Source organism: Tateyamaria sp., assembly GCF_039940735.1.
Classification (GTDB): Bacteria; Pseudomonadota; Alphaproteobacteria; order Rhodobacterales; family Rhodobacteraceae; genus Tateyamaria.
Window position 1 is genome coordinate 25,169 of record NZ_JBDVGB010000024.1, and the last position, 15,746, is coordinate 40,914.

Below are 15,746 nucleotides of genomic sequence, written 5' to 3' on the forward strand. Positions count from 1 at the left end.
GATCGATGAAAACGCCCTTCGAACCTGAAACACCCCGCCGCCCCGGACTGCTGGCACGCCTGCGTGCGTCATTCCTGACCGGATTGGTGGTGATTGCGCCTGTCGGATTGACCGTTTGGCTGGTTTGGAGCGTCATTGGCTGGGTTGATGGCTTTGTGTGGCCTCTGGTGCCAAACGCATGGCACCCCGAATCCATCATTAACTATTGGTGGGGCAATCCGCGCACGATCACAGAAAACGGTATAGAAATCGCAAACCCCGAGCGCATCCGCATTAATGTGCGCGGCGTGGGGGTGATTGTATTCTTTGTATTCACCATCTTTATCGGTTGGATCGCCAAAGGGTACATCGGGCGGTCGATGATCCGCTGGGCCGAAAGCCTGGTGGAACGCACGCCCGTCGTGCGATCGATCTATTCCGGGATCAAACAAATTTCAGAAACCGTCTTTGCGCAGACCGAAAGCTCGTTCGAAAAGGCCTGTTTGATCGAATACCCGCGCAAAGGTATTTGGGCGATTGGCTTCATTTCGACCACGGCCAAGGGCGAAATCAGCGCCAAAGGCGGCAACACAGGCGAGATGCTTAGCGTGTTTCTTCCGACCACGCCAAACCCGACATCGGGTTTCTTGCTGTTCGTGCCCGCCGAGGACGTAATGCCGCTGGATATGACAGTCGAGGATGCGGCAAAGCTGGTGATTTCGGCAGGGCTTGTGTACCCGAACGGCAAAGACCCGTCGCAACCTGTCGACGCAGAGTGACGCCGCGCGCCGCACTTGGCGCCGTATTCATAATCTTACTGAATTGTTAACAGGATCCGGGTGCATGGCCTGTGGTGCTGAAATAATGCGCCACATTGCGTGACCATCCAAACCTGTGCGCCCTTCGAACTTGATCACTGCATGACATCATTTACGGCCAAAAAAAACGCCAGCACGAAGCTGGCGTTAAGTTATTGAGGCAGGTTTCATACAGGCAAGAAACCTATCGAGCAGTGATGTTGTTATACGCAATACCGCGCAAAGAGTCCAAGGTAAAAGTTTGATAATGCAGAACTGTCCGAGGCCCGCTATGCTTAACAAAACAAGGGTTATCAGGGATTGTTGACGAAATGGCGTGGGATTATTTCCAATTTAAGCGGGTAAATTTTGCCGCGATTAGTGCGATTCTCTTGGCCGTTGGCCCGGGCGTAAATCAGGCACAAGCAGAGCCACAGCATGGCATAGCTATGTATGGGCAACCTGCCCTACCACCTGATTTTGTGGCTCTTCCGCACGCGAATCGCGATGCACCCAAAGGTGGTGCCTTAACCTTGGCAAATACCGGCAGCTATGATTCGCTGAACCCGTACATCCAAAAAGGCAACGTGCCCTGGCAGCTGCGTTTCTTAACACATGAAAGCCTGATGGGGCGTAATCGAGGCGAACCGTTTGCGCTTTATGGGCTGCTGGCCGAATCGATTGAGGTACCGGACGACCGGTCTTGGGTGGAATTTACCCTGCGCCCCGAGGCCCGATTCTCTGATGGCAGCCCGGTCACGGTCGAAGATGTGCTGTGGTCCTACGAGACGCTCGGCACTGAAGGGCATGGCCGCTACCGCTCACTTTGGGGACAAATCGAAAGCCTTGAACAAGTTGGCCCGGCCACAATCCGGTTCACCTTTAACACCGACAACCGCGAATTGGCCCTGCTGGCAGGCATGCGCCCAATTCTGCAAAAGGCGCAATGGGAAGGCAAATCCTTTGCCGACGCCGCCCTTGCTGACGTCCCCATCGGATCAGGCGCATATGTAGTCAGCGATTACGAGGCCGCGCGCGACGTGGTGTTGACCCGCAACCCTGATTATTGGGGCAAGGATCTACCCTTTATGCGCGGCACCTTTAATTTTGATGAAATCACCATCGATTTTTACGGCGACGGCGATGTGGAATTTGAGGCCTTCAAGGCTGGTGATGTCTCGGCCATCCGCGAATTTAACGCGGAAAAATGGGCCAACGGCTATGACTTCCCGCGCGCCACCTCGGGCGAGATCGTGCAATCTGAAATCGCGCACAAAAAGCCATCGGGCATCACGGGCTTTGTGATGAACACCCGCCGCGCGCCCTTTGACGACTGGCGTGTGCGCGAGGCACTCATCACGGCGTTCAACTTTGAATATATCAACGACACGCTGACAGGCGGCGCGCAGCCGCGCATCACCTCGTATTTTTCCAACTCGCCCTTATCGATGCAGCCCGGCCCCGCCAAAGGTGCCGTGGCTGACCTGCTCGCCCCCTTCAAAGACACGCTGTTACCCGGAGTTTTAGAGGGCTATACCCTACCCCAAAGCGACGGCTCATTGCGCAATCGCGCAGGATTGCGCCGCGCCTTGGGCCTGTTCGAAGACGCAGGTTGGACCACGAAAGACGGTAAGCTGCGCAACGCAAATGGCGAGGCGATGACCTTTACTATTCTGCTCAACCAGCAACGCACCGAAGATCGCGCGATTGCTGATCTGTATACGCAAGCGCTGTCTGGCTTGGGCATCGATGTTAAATCCGAAATGGTCGACGGCGCGCAATTCACCGCCCGCACTGGCGCGTTTGATTTTGACATGACCTATCACCGCCGCGCTATGTCGCTGAGCCCCGGGAATGAACAGTACTTCTATTGGGGATCAGAAGCCGCAGACACCGAAGGCACGCCCAACTTGATGGGTGCTGCCGACCCGGCGATTGATGCAATGATTGATGCCATGCTGACGGCGCGCACCGCTGACGAAAGCCTTGCCGCCACCCGCGCCTTGGATCGTCTGCTGATTTCGGGGCGCTATGTTGTGCCGTTCTGGCAATTCACCACCGGTCGCGTTGCACATGTTAAGGAAGTGCATTTCCCCGATGTGATCCCGCTCTATGGCGATGGCGCGGATTGGATGCCGCAATTCTGGTGGTATGAAGAGTAATCCCATGCGTTTAAAACTGTTGGCCGAGGCCGCTGGCACGGCAATGTTGCTGATCTCGGTCATTGGGTCGGGGGTTATGGGCGCGGCACTTGCAGACGGCAACGCGGCGATCACCTTGCTGGCCAATGCGATTGCGACGGGCTGTATGCTTTACGTGATCATCACCGTACTTGGGCCCGTATCCGGTGCGCATTTCAACCCGGCCGTTACGCTGGCCTTTTTCTTGCGCAAAGACATCGCGGCACGTGATGCGGTATCTTATATGGCGGCACAAGTGATCGGCGCTGTGATCGGAGTTTGGGCAGCGCACGCGATGTTCGATCTGGCGATTTTGCAAACTTCGACCACCCTGCACCGGACAGGCGGCGCGCAATGGTTTAGCGAAATTCTGGCCACTTGGGGGCTGTTGTTTGTGATCTTTGGTGGCTTGAAATCCCGCCCAGAGACCGTGCCCACGTTGGTCGCCCTCTATATTACCGGGGCCTATTGGTTCACGTCATCGACCAGCTTTGCAAACCCCGCCGTCACGTTGGCGCGCGGGTTTTCTGACACGTTTGCAGGTATTTACCCCGGTCACATCGCAGGGTTTATTGCCGCCCAATTGGTTGCAGTCGCCCTTGCTCACGTGTTTTTTGCAAGTGTTTTGCGACCCGGCAAGTAAAGCCCGTTTATGCCAATGACGTGACCCAAAGGATCAGCGCGTCTTCGTCACTGACAGACACCACATTGTGCCCCATCGTGGCGTCATAATAGGCGCTGTCGCCACGACGCATTTCAACCGGTTCGTAAAATTCGGTGTACAGACGCACGACGCCGGTCAAAACGTACAAGAATTCTTCACCGTCGTGGCGCACCCAACCGTCAAATTCATCCATAGACCGCGCCCGCACACGCGCGCGGTAAGGCAACATGGTTTTCTTGGTGAGCGCCTCGGCCAGCAGTTCATGTTCGTAGGTCACAGTCGCCTGCGCATTGCCGGTGCCGGATTTGGTCACAGCCATGCGGCCATTGACCTGTCCCTTTTCAGGCGGCGTAAACAGTTGTGGCACCGAAATTTCCAAGCCCACAGCCAGCTTTTTCAATGCCTCATAAGTGGGCGACATCTGGCCGTTTTCGATCTTGGACAGGGTCGAACGGGCAAGCCCCGCCTGCCCTGCGGCCTGTTCAAGCGTCCAGTCACGCGCCTTGCGCAACTGGCGCACGCGCGCGCCAAGGTCCAGCGGTTCGGGCATATCGTCTGTGCCTGTTGCGCGGGCGATTTCGATCAGGGATTTTGGGTCTTTTCCAGTCATTGCAAATCTATAGGCCGCGACAGGCATGCTTGCAACGTCGCCCTTACCACCTTAGCGATCTTGAATGACCTGCTTAAATGATCCCAAGGTACCGCCACTCTGCCCTGCGCCCTTTAATATGGCCGCCTATGTGCTGTCACATGCTGAAACCGTGCCAGACAAGGTGGCGATCAGTGTCGTTTCCTCCGAGGTTGAGCAGTCGTTGACCTACGCCCAATTGTCGGCGGCGGTGCGTGGAACTGGCGCTGGTTTTTTGCAAGCCGGATGTGTGCCGGGCGACATCATTCTAATGCGCTTGGGCAATACTATGGACTTTCCCATCGCCTATTTGGGCGCTTTGGCCGTTGGATTGGTCCCTGTGCCAACATCCGCCGCACTCACATCGGTTGAGGTCGCACGGATCGTTGCCGAATTGCGCCCTCGCATAATTTTGCGCGACCCAGATGTCGCTTCGGCCGGGGGCGCTCCGGAAATGGGTGTGGCAACGTTGCGCGCACTACGCGATCTGCCGCCTGCCCCTTGGCATATGGGCGATCCCGAGCGTTTGGGGTATATTGTCTATACATCTGGCACCTCAGGTTTGCCGCGCGCCGTGGCGCATGCGCACCGTGCCATTTGGGCACGCCGGATGATGCATCAAGGTTGGTATGGCATCACGTCAAATGATGTGATGATGCATGCAGGTGCGTTCAATTGGACATACACGTTGGGCACGGGCCTCATGGATCCCTGGAGCGTTGGCGCATCGGCGTTGATCCCAAGGCCCGGCACCCGGCCAAAGGACATTGGGGCATTGATCGCACAACACAAAGCAACGATTTTTGCAGCGGCTCCGGGGGTTTATCGCCAGATGTTAACGCGCAGCACTTTGCCCCCACTGCCGCACCTGCGTCACGGGTTGAGCGCTGGTGAAAAACTGCCATCGCACACCCACGCCAAGTGGATTGCCGCCACGAAACGCCCCATATTCGAAGCCTACGGCATGTCGGAATGTTCTACCTTTATTTCATCCAGCCCCAACGCCCCCTGCGCCCCGCACGTCATTGGGCAGGCACAACCAGGACGACGCATTGCTATTTTAGGCAAGGATGGCCCTGTGGCACCCGGCGTTTCTGGCACAATCGCCGTGCACAAAACCGACCCCGGCTTGATGCTGGGGTATTTGAATGATCCCAAAGCGACGCAAACGCGATTTACTGGGGACTGGTTTGTCACAGGTGATATCGGCCAAATGGGCAAAGACGGGCAGATCACTTATTTGGGTCGCAAAGACGACATGATGAATGCCGGCGGATATCGTGTGTCGCCGCTTGAGGTTGAGGCCGCCATTGTCGGGGCACCCGGCGTCACATCCGTCGGGGTCACACAGATCGAAGTCAAATCAGGCGTGTGGATCATCGCCGCCTTTTATTCCGGCGCAGGTCCACTGGACGAAACGCATTTACGTGCTTATGTCGAACCCAAGTTAGCGGATTACAAACACCCGCGCGCCTACATTCACGTTGATAAGATGCCGCTCGGTGCCAATGGCAAACTGCTGCGCCGCCGCCTGCATCTGTTTTGGCCTAAAGACACAGAAAGCCCCTGATATGCCTGATACTGTAAAGCTCGACATCATGTCTGACCCGATCTGCCCGTGGTGTTACATCGGCAAGGCCCATCTGGACCGCGCATTGACCGAACACCCAGATCACCCGTTTGAAATCGAATGGCACCCCTTTCAACTGAACCCAACTATGCCAAGCGCAGGCATGGGGCGGCGGGACTATCTTGAAGGTAAGTTTGGCGGCAAAGACGGTGCTGTGCGCGCCTATGCGCCTATTGTGGAACATGCCGAAAAAATCGGGCTCAAGATTGATTTTGCCGGGATCGAACGCACGCCCAACACTTTGGATGCGCATCGTTTGATCCACTGGGCCGGCATTGAAGGCAAACAGACTGCTGCTGTATCTTCGTTGTTCAAAGCCTATTTCGTAGACACCCGCGATATTGGGGATGTCGACGTACTGGCAGATATCGCCGACGGGATCGAGATGGACGCCGCCCTTGTGCGTCGGCTTCTTGCGTCGGATGCGGATCGTGAAGACATCTCGGCGCGCGACACACACAGCCGCCAGATGGGAATCAATTCAGTTCCGACCTTCATCGTGGCCGGCCAACACGCAGTACCCGGCGCGCAACCACCTGAACTTTGGGCGCAAGTTATCTCGGAATTGCGCGCGGGTGCGGCGTAAACGGATTCCAGCAATCACAAAACTTTTAAAACTCAAAAATACAACCTTTGGTTCTTGCATCCTCTGACCGGCTCATCCTTAATGACGCCATTTAGCGTCGTCAAAGCGGAGCACGTAAAGAGTGACCAAGCCTGAAGGGCAGAAGATAAGTAAGGTCGAATTCATTGCGTTGATGGCTTTGATGTTTGCAACAGTCGCATTCTCAATCGACGCAATGCTGCCTTCGCTGCCGCAAATAGCACAAGAAATTGCACATGAAGGTGTCGCCCAAGCCGCTTTGGTCATTACCTTTTTTGTTATTGGCATGGGGGCGGGCACATTTTTTGCGGGGCCTTTGTCGGACGCCTTTGGGCGCAAGCCATTGGTTTACGTCGGGCTTGCAATCTATGCGCTTGGCGCCGTGCTAAGTTGGATTGCCCCCACGCTTGAGCTGATGCTGGCAGCGCGTGTGTTGCAGGGGGTTGGCGCGGCAGGACCACGCATCGTCTCGGCGGCCATCATTCGCGACCTTTACAGTGGACGCACGATGGCAAGCATCCTGTCCTTGACGATGATGGTGTTTTTGCTGGTGCCTGCTGTGGCACCGCTGGTTGGATCATTGATCATGGAGGCGTTCGGTTGGCGCGCAATTTTTCCAACCTTTTTGATCTTTGGCGCGATCGTTTTAGTGTGGTTCGGCACCCGCATCACCGAGACATTGCCAGCGGACAGACGCCGACCTTTGCGGTTGTCTTTGATGTGGGATGCGGTGCGTCAAATGTTCGCCAACCCCACCGTTCGCTTGTCGATCTTTGTGCAGACCTTGATGCTCATGATCTTGTTTTGCGTCCTGATGATGGTCCAACCCATCTTTGATGTCACCTTTGAGCGCGCCGACAGCTTTCCGATTTGGTTCGGAGCGATTGCAATGCTGTCGGGCGTATCAAGCCTATTGAACGCGACAATGGTTGGCCGCTACGGTATGCGCCGCCTAGTGACGTGGGCGTTAAGCGCGCAGGTGCTTGTTTCAGCCGTTTTTGTTCTTTGGATGCTGGCGGACCTGCCACATTTGTTCGCCTTTTACATTTTTTGGCAGTGGGGCGTGATGTTTCAAGGCGGGCTGACAGTGGCCAACCTGAACGCCATTGCGATGGAGCCGATGGGGCATATTGCCGGTATGGCGGCCTCTGTGATTGGCGCGGTCTCTACCATTTTGGGGGCGGCGCTCGCCTCACCCATTGGGCTGCTTTTTGATGGCACTCCGATGCCTTTGGTTTCAGTTGTCTTGTTCGTCTGTCTGCTCGCATCTGTTTTGATGCAATCCATGCGCCGGGCTGAAGTGGCCGACTAATCGGTCTTTGACCCAAAAACCGGACGGAAATCGACATGATTTCCCATAAGGCACGCCGATTTTCCGTGTCGGAAAACAACCAGAGACCGTGTCGGTCTCTGGTTTACGAACTGGCCCGTGTTTTCTTTTTCTTCTCGATGATCTTTTCTGCAAGATCACGCGCGATGGCAAAGGCGCCTTTGATCTTATCGCTGTCTTTCTTCCAATCGCGCCGTACCACGATCTTGTTGTCCTTCACCTTCGCCAACCCTCGTTGGTCATGGATAAAGGCAACGAGCCCCTCGGGCGCTGCAAACTTGTCATTGTGAAACTGAATCGTCGCCCCCTTGGGCCCTCCGTCCAGCTTGGCAATCCCGGCCCGCTTACACATCGCTTTGATACGCACGACCAACATCAACGTGTTCACCTCGCGCGGCAACGCACCAAAGCGGTCGATCAACTCGGCTGCAAACCCTTCCAGTTCCACCTTGGTCGTCAACCCAGACAAACGCCGATACAGGCCCAACCGCACATCCAAATCCGGCACATAAGCCTCAGGAATCAGAACAGGCACGCCCAAATTGATCTGCGGCGCCCATTGGCCATCTTCTTCGCTCAAACCTTCCAGTTGGCCGGATTTAATCTTGGAAATCGCTTCTTCCAACATGGATTGATACAGCTCAAACCCCACATCGCGCATTTGGCCCGACTGTTCTTCGCCCAGCAAATTCCCAGCCCCGCGAATATCCAAATCTTGCGATGCCAGCGTGAATCCGGCCCCAAGGCTGTCGAGGCTGCCCAAAACACGCAGTCTTTTTTCCGCCATCGCCGTCAACTTGGCGCGCGGTTTGGTCGTCAGATACGCATAGGCGCGTGTTTTACTGCGCCCCACCCGTCCGCGGATTTGATAAAGCTGTGACAGCCCGAACATATCTGCACGGTGCACGATCATCGTGTTCGCCGTCGGGATATCAAGACCACTTTCCACAATCGTCGTGGCCAACAATACATCAAATTTGCCGTCGTAAAACGCATTCATCCGGTCATCAAGCTCGCCCGCCGCCATCTGACCATGCGCCACCACATAGGTCAGTTCAGGCAGTTGTTCCTTCAGGAAAGCCTCAATCTCGGGCAAATCCGACACGCGCGGCACCACATAAAAAGACTGCCCGCCGCGATAGTGTTCGCGCAAAAGCGCCTCTCGGATCGTAACTGTATCGAATTCAGACACATAGGTCCGGATCGCCAATCGATCCACAGGCGGCGTCCCGATGATCGACAGATCGCGCACACCCGTTAAGGACAGTTGCAGCGTGCGCGGAATCGGCGTCGCTGTCAGCGTCAGCACATGCACATCACTGCGCATTTGTTTTAGGCGCTCTTTGTGGGTCACCCCAAATTTTTGTTCTTCATCGATGACCAACAGACCAAGGTTTTGAAATTTGGTGTTTTTTGCCAACAACGCATGGGTGCCGATGACAATATCGGCCGTACCGCGCGCCATTTCATCGCGTGCGGCGGATGCGTCTTTAGTTGACACAAAGCGGCTTAGTTGGCGCACATGTATCGGAAAGCCGCGAAAGCGTTCTGCAAAGCTTTTGTAGTGCTGACGCGCCAACAAGGTCGTCGGCGCAATGACCGCCACTTGCACGCCCGACATCGCCGCAACAAAGGCGGCGCGCATCGCCACTTCGGTTTTACCAAAGCCCACATCGCCGCACACCAGCCGGTCCATTGGCGCACCACTGGTCAGATCGTCAACAACTGCGCCAATGGCACTCAGTTGATCGTCGGTTTCATCATAAGGAAAGCGCGCCGAAAATGCGTCCCACATGCCCGGGGGCGGCTCAAGCACGGGGGCCTTGCGCAACGCGCGTTCGGCCGCGATACGGATCAACTTGTCCGCCATCTCGCGGATGCGTTCTTTTAGCTTGGCCTTCTTGGATTGCCACGCACCACCACCCAGTCGATCCAACAGCCCCTCTTCGTGGCCGTATTTGGACAGCAATTCTATATTTTCGACCGGCAAAAACAGTTTTGAACGTTCAGCGTATTCCAAAAGCAGGCATTCATGTGCGGCCCCGGCGGCTGTGACCACCTCCATGCCCTGATAGCGCCCAACGCCGTGATCCACGTGCACCACCAAATCGCCGGGCGTCAGCGATTGCGTTTCGGTCAGGAAATTCTCGGCCCGGCGTTTGCGTTTGGGCGACCGGATCAAGCGATCGCCAAGAACGTCCTGTTCGGAAATCACCGTCAGGCCGGGGGCTTCGAACCCATGTTCCAACGCCCACACCACCAGATGCAGCCCGCGCTTGCCGATGCGCGTGGCGTCCGTGATTGGGATAACTTCGGCCAGTCCTTCGTCTTCAATCAATCCTGTCAGACGTTCGCGCGCGCCATCTGAATAGCTGGCAACCACCACGGGGCCGTCGTCAAGTTTTGCCTTAATATGTGTCGCCAAAGCCCCAAAAAGGCTTACAGTTTCCTGTTGGCGCTCGGGTGAGAAATTGCGCCCTATCCGCCCGCCTGCATCCGTGACACCAAGGCCCGTGGCCTGCGGAAGAGCCCCGAGCTGCAACACGCGCGACGCCCGAACCGCAGCGTCCCAGGCGGCTTCGTCCAGATACAACCCTTCGGGTGGCGCGGGTTTATAAACCGAATCCATCTTTGAGCGATGCGTCATTGCTAAACGCCGCGTCTCGTATTGATCCGCGATGCTTTCCCATCGTGCCAGACGCGACGGAGTGGCTTGTTCATCTAGCGAAATTGTCGCCTGAGGCAGATAGTCAAACAAGGTTTCAAGGCGGTCATGAAAGAAGGCCAGCCAATGTTCGGCCCCTTGGTGTTTCCGACCGGCACTGATCGCTTCGTACAACGGATCATCGGTGCCCGCTGCGCCAAATTCCAACCGATAGTTCTGGCGAAACCGTGTGACTGCGGCCTCATCCAAGATCACTTCGGACACGGGCGCCAATTCCACCACATCCAACTTTTCTGTGGTGCGCTGCGTGGCCGGATCGAAACGGCGCGCGCCGTCCAACACATCACCGAACAGATCAAGACGCACAGGGCCCATATCACCCGGCGGATAGATATCGATGATGCCCCCACGCACGGCATAATCACCCGGTTCCATCACTGTCGGGCTTTGCACAAATCCCATACGCACAAGAAAATGACGCAGCGCACTTTCATCCACACGCCCGCCGACCGACGCTTTAAACGCCGCTTCGCGCAAAAGATCGCGCGCAGGCACGCGCTGTGTCGCTGCATTCAAAGTGGTCAACAGCACAAACTGTTTTGGAGTCTCGTGCACGAGTGCCGCCAGCGTCGCCATGCGTTGCGCTGAAATATCGGCATTGGGCGACACACGGTCATAAGGCAGACAATCCCACCCCGGAAACACAAACACCGGCATGTCAGGTGCAAAAAAGCGCAACGCCGCCTGCATTGCTGCCAACCGCTTGTCGTCACGCGCCACATGGACCACAGGGCCACGTGCGGCAACTTCGTCAAGGATCAACTTGGCGTCAAAGCCTTCGGGCGCACCCGAAACGGTGATGTGGTCAGATTGGCTCATGGGCTCGCTGAGGTTGGGAAACAGGCCTCTTCAATTGGGGCATAAACGCGGGGTGTCAACCGCCGAAGGGGCCCACGGACATGTTTTGATACATCCCCCACAGGGCCGTCACAAAGATCGACACCATTCCGATGGCCTGAACATAGATGCGGAGGCGCGACAAACGCTTCCATAACACTTCGCCCGTGGCAGACTCGGCCTGAATGGCGCGCGCCGTAATGAGGCTCAATGCGCCCACAAGCGACATAGGAAACCCCAGCAAAAACACGGCTTGCGCAATTTCAACACTATAAACAAAGCCTAAAATCGCCAATCCGGTCAGGAAGAAGCAAGTAAATCCCAGCGCCCAAATGCCTGAGACATTGTTGATAAACAGCAATCGGTTGGTGTTGATCCGAACAAGGTCTTCAAGGTCGGTTTCGGCCTGTTCACCATAGCGCCGCGCGCGCGCCACCATGTCAAAAGGCACGCCCAAAACCCAGTGGCTTGCCGTGGACCAAACGACAGCAAGCGCGATCCAGAACCAAAGGTTCGAGAAAGATCGCATGTCGATCAACTCAAAGATAGTGTCGTACCAGTCCACGCGCTGTCCTGCTGCCTGTTTGCGGGTCCTGCCCGTCATTGTTGACGACCCTCTTAACCTGCACGCGTAGCGCTGCCTAGGCTTGGGCGATGCAAAATGTGATACCATATGCACAGACGTCACAGCATGGCCGCACGCTGCTAACTTGCCAGCCCCGTCCTTTCATGCCACCCATGCCTCGAAACAGACCGGACTAAGATATGCGCCCGACCCAAGCCCCCTTTCCTGCCACCCGCCTGCGCCGCACCCGCGCGACACCTGCGATCCGCAGCCTTGTGCGTCAAAATACGTTGACGGTAGATGATTTCATCTGGCCAGTCTTTGTACGCAGCGGCGAAGGCATCAAAGAACCCATCCCATCGATGCCCGGTGTGTATCGCCGTTCTGTCGACAAAGTGGTCGAAGCGGCGCGCGAGGCCGCCGATCTAGGCATCCGGGCGATCTGCATCTTTCCCTACACCGGCATCGAAGAACGTACCGAAGATTGCGCAGGCGCGTGGGATCCAAACAACCACGCAAACCGCGCCATTCGTGCGATCAAAGCAGCCGTGCCCGAGATCGCCGTGATGACCGATGTGGCCCTTGATACATATAACATAAACGGCCACGACGGTTTTGTTGAGAATGGCGAAATCGTCAACGACCGCACCATTGAAGCCTTGGTAAAAATGACCTTGTCCCAAGCGGATGCGGGCGCGGACATTATTGGCCCGTCTGACATGATGGACGGACGAATTGGCGCAATGCGCGCCGCACTTGAAACCGCGGGCCATCACAATGTGATGATCTTAAGCTATGCGGCGAAATATGCTTCCGCCTTTTATGGGCCGTTCCGCGATGCTGTCGGCGCATCGGGCGCACTGACCGGTGACAAAAAGACCTATCAGATGGACCCGGGCAATACGGACGAGGCGATGCGGCTGATCGAACGTGATTTGGCTGAAGGTGCTGATATGATCATGGTCAAACCCGGCCTACCCTACCTTGATATCTGCCGCCGGGCGCGTGACACGTTTGGCGCGCCGACCTTCGCCTATCAGGTGTCTGGCGAATACAGCATGATCAAGGCGGCCGCTCAAAACGATTGGATCGACGAAGACCGTGTGATGTTGGAAAGCTTGATGGCGTTCAAACGGGCGGGCTGTGACGGGATACTGACCTATTTTGCCCCTGCCGCTGCGCGTGCCTTACGCTCTGTGTGAAAAATCACGGGGCTTAAAGCAGAAACCCGCCAAACCCCCGCCTAATAGTGACAACCGCCCCCTGAAGGCGTATGGTCTGCCCAAGCGCGGGCAAACCGCGCACAAACATGAGCAGTACAGGCGGTTCAAAATGACAGATTTCAGAATGTCGCGGCGCGTGTTCGCCGCAGGCGCGCTGGCCAGCACAGGTGTGTTGGCAGCATGTGGCAATGGCGTAGGCAGCCGGGGCAGCGTAACAATTGACGCACGCGTTCAAGCAACCCTCGAAGAGATGTATCGACGCTATCCCAACACCCAGCAACTGGCAGGCCGGTCCGCAGGGATGTTGGTGATGCCATTGGTCACCGAAGCAGGCATTGGGTTTGGCGGGGCCTATGGGCGCGGTGCATTGTTGGTGAACAACGCGACCGTAGATTACTATTCTTTGGTCAAAGGTTCAGGCGGGTTGCAGATCGGCGCACAGCAATTTGCGCACGTTCTGTTTTTCACCACCCAAGACTCGCTGACCGATTTCCGCCGCGCGCCAGGTTGGGCAGCCGGTGCAGATGTCGAATACGTCTTTTCTGACAAAGGCGAAGGCGCGACAGCTGATACCATATCAACGCTTTCACCGGTCCTTGCGGTGGTGTTTGCTCGTGCAGGTCTGCGGGTTGGCGCCACGCTTGAAGGCACCAAATACACGCGCATTATTCCTTAAATTCGTCTTCCTAATTTGGACGAAGAACACCGTCAGCTGTTCACCAGCTGGCAGTGTTCTTCGGTTTACGCCCTGTTTTCTAGAAACACACAAACCAACCTAAAAATTTTAATTTCAATAAATTACATCACAAAGCTAACGCAGAAATCAATTGACGGATGCATTGAACCTTAGGCCACGCACCCGCCACTGATTGGTTTAATCCAAAGCTTTCAAGCGCTTGAACAGGCTCGACGTATCCCAACGCCCACCACCCATCTTTTGCACATCCTTATAGAACTGATCGACCAGTGCCGTGACCGGCAGGCTAGCGCCGTTCTGATCCGCTGTGTCCAGACAAATTCCCAAATCCTTGCGCATCCAATCGACCGCAAAACCATGCTCGAATTCATCATCCAACATCGTCTCGTAACGGTTGGCCATCTGCCACGAACCCGCCGCACCTTGGGAAATCACCTCGACCACCGCGCGGCCATCAAGGCCTGCCTTTTCGGCAAAATGCAGCGCCTCGGACAAGCCCTGCACCACACCCGCAATTGCGATCTGGTTACACATCTTGGTCATCTGCCCCATTCCGGTCGCACCGATCTGGCGGCACAGCTTGGCATAGACGTTCATAACAGGCTCGGCGCGGGCATAGGCCCCCTCGTCGCCGCCGCACATAATGGAAAGGGCCGCGTTCTCTGCACCCGCCTGCCCACCAGAAATCGGTGCATCGACAAAGCTGATCTGAACAGCATCAGCCGCTGCATAAAGTTCGGCCGTGACAGTGGCCGAAACTGTCGTGTGATCCACAAACACAGTGCCAGTGCCCATGCCTGCAAAAGCGCCGTCAGGCCCAACACAGACCGAACGCAGATCGTCATCATTGCCCACACAGGCCAAAACAATCTCGGCCCCCTGTGCAGCCTCGCGGGGCGTGCGCGCCGCTGTCCCGCCATAAGTTGCGGCCCACGCGTCCGCCTTGGAAGCCGTGCGGTTATACACCGTCACATCGTGGCCCGCCTTTTGCAAATGCCCCGCCATCGGCGCGCCCATCACGCCAAGACCCAAAAATGCAAGTTTCGCCATTCAAATCACTCCGTTTTGCCCAAGCCCCGGCTTGCGCTTCTTGCTGTGTCTACCTAACAGTCTTGGCCCAAGGGTGCACGTCAGAACAAGAGGCAAACAGCGGATATGGCAGTGGTGTTTCAATGGCTGGTACGACTGACAGCGGCGCTGATCGTGCTGAGCGTACTAGGTGTGGCGATGATCTATTACCTTGCCTCGCGCTCATTGCCGGATTACGACGCCGAAGTCAGTGTGTTGGGCATTTCCAATACCGTCGAAATTGTGCGTGATAACGCAAATGTCCCCCACATCTTTGGCGATACTGACACAGACGTGTTTCACGGGCTTGGCTTTGCCCACGCCCAAGACCGCCTTTGGCAGATGATGATGCAACGCCGCACAGCGCAGGGCCGTCTGAGCGAAGTTTTTGGCATGCCCACTGTTGATATCGACAGCTTTGTGCGTCGGCTCGATATTTATCGTCTGGCCGTGCAATCGGTCGAGGCCCAAGATCCAACAACCCGCGCAGCGCTTGAGGCATATGCCGCTGGCGTCAACGCCCGCCTTGACCAAATCAACGCCGAGGCGCTGGGGCGTGGTGCCCCCGAGATGTTTTTGTTCAAAACCGCTCTGGCTCCGTGGCGGCCCGCAGACAGCTTGGCCATTGCCAAGTTGATGGGCTTGCAACTGTCCAGCCACATGAACGAAGAAATCTTGCGTGCCCGTATGTCACTGGCGTTAGATGATCCGGCGCGTTTGGCCGACATCTTGCCCGATGTGCCTGGCCCCGGTGTGGCAAACCTACCGAAATACGCCGCACTTGTGCCCGGCGTGCCGCGGTCTTTTGCCGATATTGAC

13 protein-coding genes are annotated in these 15,746 nt (G+C 56.4%); 9 read left to right on the forward strand and 4 right to left on the reverse strand.

The genetic code is table 11. From position 1 onward, the window contains the following. Positions 1 to 5: 5 nt before the first annotated feature. The 3 genes from ABJF76_RS04725 (at position 6) to ABJF76_RS04735 (ending at position 3,599) form a co-directional block, all read left to right on the forward strand. Positions 6 to 758, forward strand: a complete 753-nt coding sequence (locus tag ABJF76_RS04725) for a DUF502 domain-containing protein (protein WP_413821502.1) — start codon at positions 6 to 8, stop codon at positions 756 to 758. A gap of 350 nt (positions 759 to 1,108) precedes the next feature. Further along, complete coding sequence (locus ABJF76_RS04730) at positions 1,109 to 2,938, forward strand: extracellular solute-binding protein (protein ID WP_413822522.1); 1,830 nt, start codon at positions 1,109 to 1,111, stop codon at positions 2,936 to 2,938. A 4-nt stretch (positions 2,939 to 2,942) separates the two neighbouring features. After that, the gene (locus ABJF76_RS04735; RefSeq protein ID WP_413821500.1) at positions 2,943 to 3,599 is read left to right on the forward strand and encodes an aquaporin; all 657 of its coding nucleotides are present in this window, start codon (positions 2,943 to 2,945) and stop codon (positions 3,597 to 3,599) included. A 7-nt stretch (positions 3,600 to 3,606) separates the two neighbouring features. Here ABJF76_RS04735 and ABJF76_RS04740 read toward each other — a convergent pair whose 3' ends face one another. Next, complete coding sequence (locus ABJF76_RS04740; protein ID WP_413821499.1) at positions 3,607 to 4,230, reverse strand: helix-turn-helix domain-containing protein; 624 nt, start codon at positions 4,228 to 4,230, stop codon at positions 3,607 to 3,609. A gap of 64 nt (positions 4,231 to 4,294) precedes the next feature. On the opposite strand from ABJF76_RS04740, the gene ABJF76_RS04745 reads away from it, so the two are divergent. The 3 genes from ABJF76_RS04745 to ABJF76_RS04755 all read left to right on the forward strand — a co-directional run bounded on the left by ABJF76_RS04745 (position 4,295) and on the right by ABJF76_RS04755 (position 7,794). After that, positions 4,295 to 5,818 carry a class I adenylate-forming enzyme family protein gene (locus ABJF76_RS04745; protein WP_413821498.1) on the forward strand — a complete coding sequence of 508 codons (1,524 nt, stop codon included), beginning with the start codon at positions 4,295 to 4,297 and terminating at the stop codon, positions 5,816 to 5,818. Between the two features lies 1 nt (position 5,819). Continuing rightward, positions 5,820 to 6,464 carry a DsbA family oxidoreductase gene (locus tag ABJF76_RS04750; protein ID WP_413821497.1) on the forward strand — a complete coding sequence of 215 codons (645 nt, stop codon included), beginning with the start codon at positions 5,820 to 5,822 and terminating at the stop codon, positions 6,462 to 6,464. A 121-nt stretch (positions 6,465 to 6,585) separates the two neighbouring features. Then, positions 6,586 to 7,794: a multidrug effflux MFS transporter gene (locus ABJF76_RS04755; RefSeq protein WP_413821496.1), complete on the forward strand. Its 1,209-nt coding sequence runs from the start codon at positions 6,586 to 6,588 to the stop codon at positions 7,792 to 7,794. 103 nt (positions 7,795 to 7,897) lie between these two features. Here the strand turns inward: ABJF76_RS04755 and mfd are convergent, their stop codons facing one another. Together mfd and ABJF76_RS04765 are read right to left on the reverse strand one after the other, a co-directional pair. Continuing rightward, positions 7,898 to 11,356, reverse strand: a complete 3,459-nt coding sequence (gene mfd, locus ABJF76_RS04760) for a transcription-repair coupling factor (RefSeq protein WP_413821495.1) — start codon at positions 11,354 to 11,356, stop codon at positions 7,898 to 7,900. A gap of 55 nt (positions 11,357 to 11,411) precedes the next feature. Further along, a complete protein-coding gene (locus tag ABJF76_RS04765) occupies positions 11,412 to 11,939 on the reverse strand; it encodes a component of SufBCD complex (RefSeq protein ID WP_413821604.1) in 528 nt (175 codons plus the stop codon). 200 nt (positions 11,940 to 12,139) lie between these two features. Here ABJF76_RS04765 and hemB point away from each other — a divergent pair, with 200 nt between their 5' ends. Both hemB and ABJF76_RS04775 read left to right on the forward strand, forming a co-directional pair. After that, complete coding sequence (gene hemB / locus ABJF76_RS04770; protein WP_413821494.1) at positions 12,140 to 13,141, forward strand: porphobilinogen synthase; 1,002 nt, start codon at positions 12,140 to 12,142, stop codon at positions 13,139 to 13,141. A 130-nt stretch (positions 13,142 to 13,271) separates the two neighbouring features. Then, on the forward strand, positions 13,272 to 13,838 hold the full coding sequence (locus tag ABJF76_RS04775) for a YSC84-related protein (protein WP_413821493.1): 567 nt from the start codon (positions 13,272 to 13,274) through the stop codon (positions 13,836 to 13,838). 198 nt (positions 13,839 to 14,036) lie between these two features. Here ABJF76_RS04775 and ABJF76_RS04780 read toward each other — a convergent pair whose 3' ends face one another. Continuing rightward, positions 14,037 to 14,909, reverse strand: a complete 873-nt coding sequence (locus tag ABJF76_RS04780; RefSeq protein WP_413821492.1) for an NAD(P)-dependent oxidoreductase — start codon at positions 14,907 to 14,909, stop codon at positions 14,037 to 14,039. Between the two features lie 105 nt (positions 14,910 to 15,014). On the opposite strand from ABJF76_RS04780, the gene ABJF76_RS04785 reads away from it, so the two are divergent. Continuing rightward, the coding region (locus ABJF76_RS04785; RefSeq protein ID WP_413822523.1) for a penicillin acylase family protein at positions 15,015 to 15,746 on the forward strand (732 nt) is incomplete at its 3' end.

Excerpts from the sequence above, each read along its gene's own strand:
- ABJF76_RS04780 (WP_413821492.1), bottom strand. The coding sequence starts at position 14,909 with ATGGCGAAACTTGCATTTTTGGGTCTTGGCGTGATGGGCGCGCCGATG.
- ABJF76_RS04725 (WP_413821502.1), top strand. The coding sequence starts at position 6 with ATGAAAACGCCCTTCGAACCTGAAACACCCCGCCGCCCCGGACTGCTG.
- ABJF76_RS04735 (WP_413821500.1), top strand. The coding sequence starts at position 2,943 with ATGCGTTTAAAACTGTTGGCCGAGGCCGCTGGCACGGCAATGTTGCTG.
- hemB (WP_413821494.1), top strand. The coding sequence starts at position 12,140 with ATGCGCCCGACCCAAGCCCCCTTTCCTGCCACCCGCCTGCGCCGCACC.
- ABJF76_RS04775 (WP_413821493.1), top strand. The coding sequence starts at position 13,272 with ATGACAGATTTCAGAATGTCGCGGCGCGTGTTCGCCGCAGGCGCGCTG.
- ABJF76_RS04730 (WP_413822522.1), top strand. The coding sequence starts at position 1,109 with ATGGCGTGGGATTATTTCCAATTTAAGCGGGTAAATTTTGCCGCGATT.
- ABJF76_RS04745 (WP_413821498.1), top strand. The coding sequence starts at position 4,295 with ATGACCTGCTTAAATGATCCCAAGGTACCGCCACTCTGCCCTGCGCCC.
- ABJF76_RS04740 (WP_413821499.1), bottom strand. The coding sequence starts at position 4,230 with ATGACTGGAAAAGACCCAAAATCCCTGATCGAAATCGCCCGCGCAACA.
- ABJF76_RS04750 (WP_413821497.1), top strand. The coding sequence starts at position 5,820 with ATGCCTGATACTGTAAAGCTCGACATCATGTCTGACCCGATCTGCCCG.
- mfd (WP_413821495.1), bottom strand. The coding sequence starts at position 11,356 with ATGAGCCAATCTGACCACATCACCGTTTCGGGTGCGCCCGAAGGCTTT.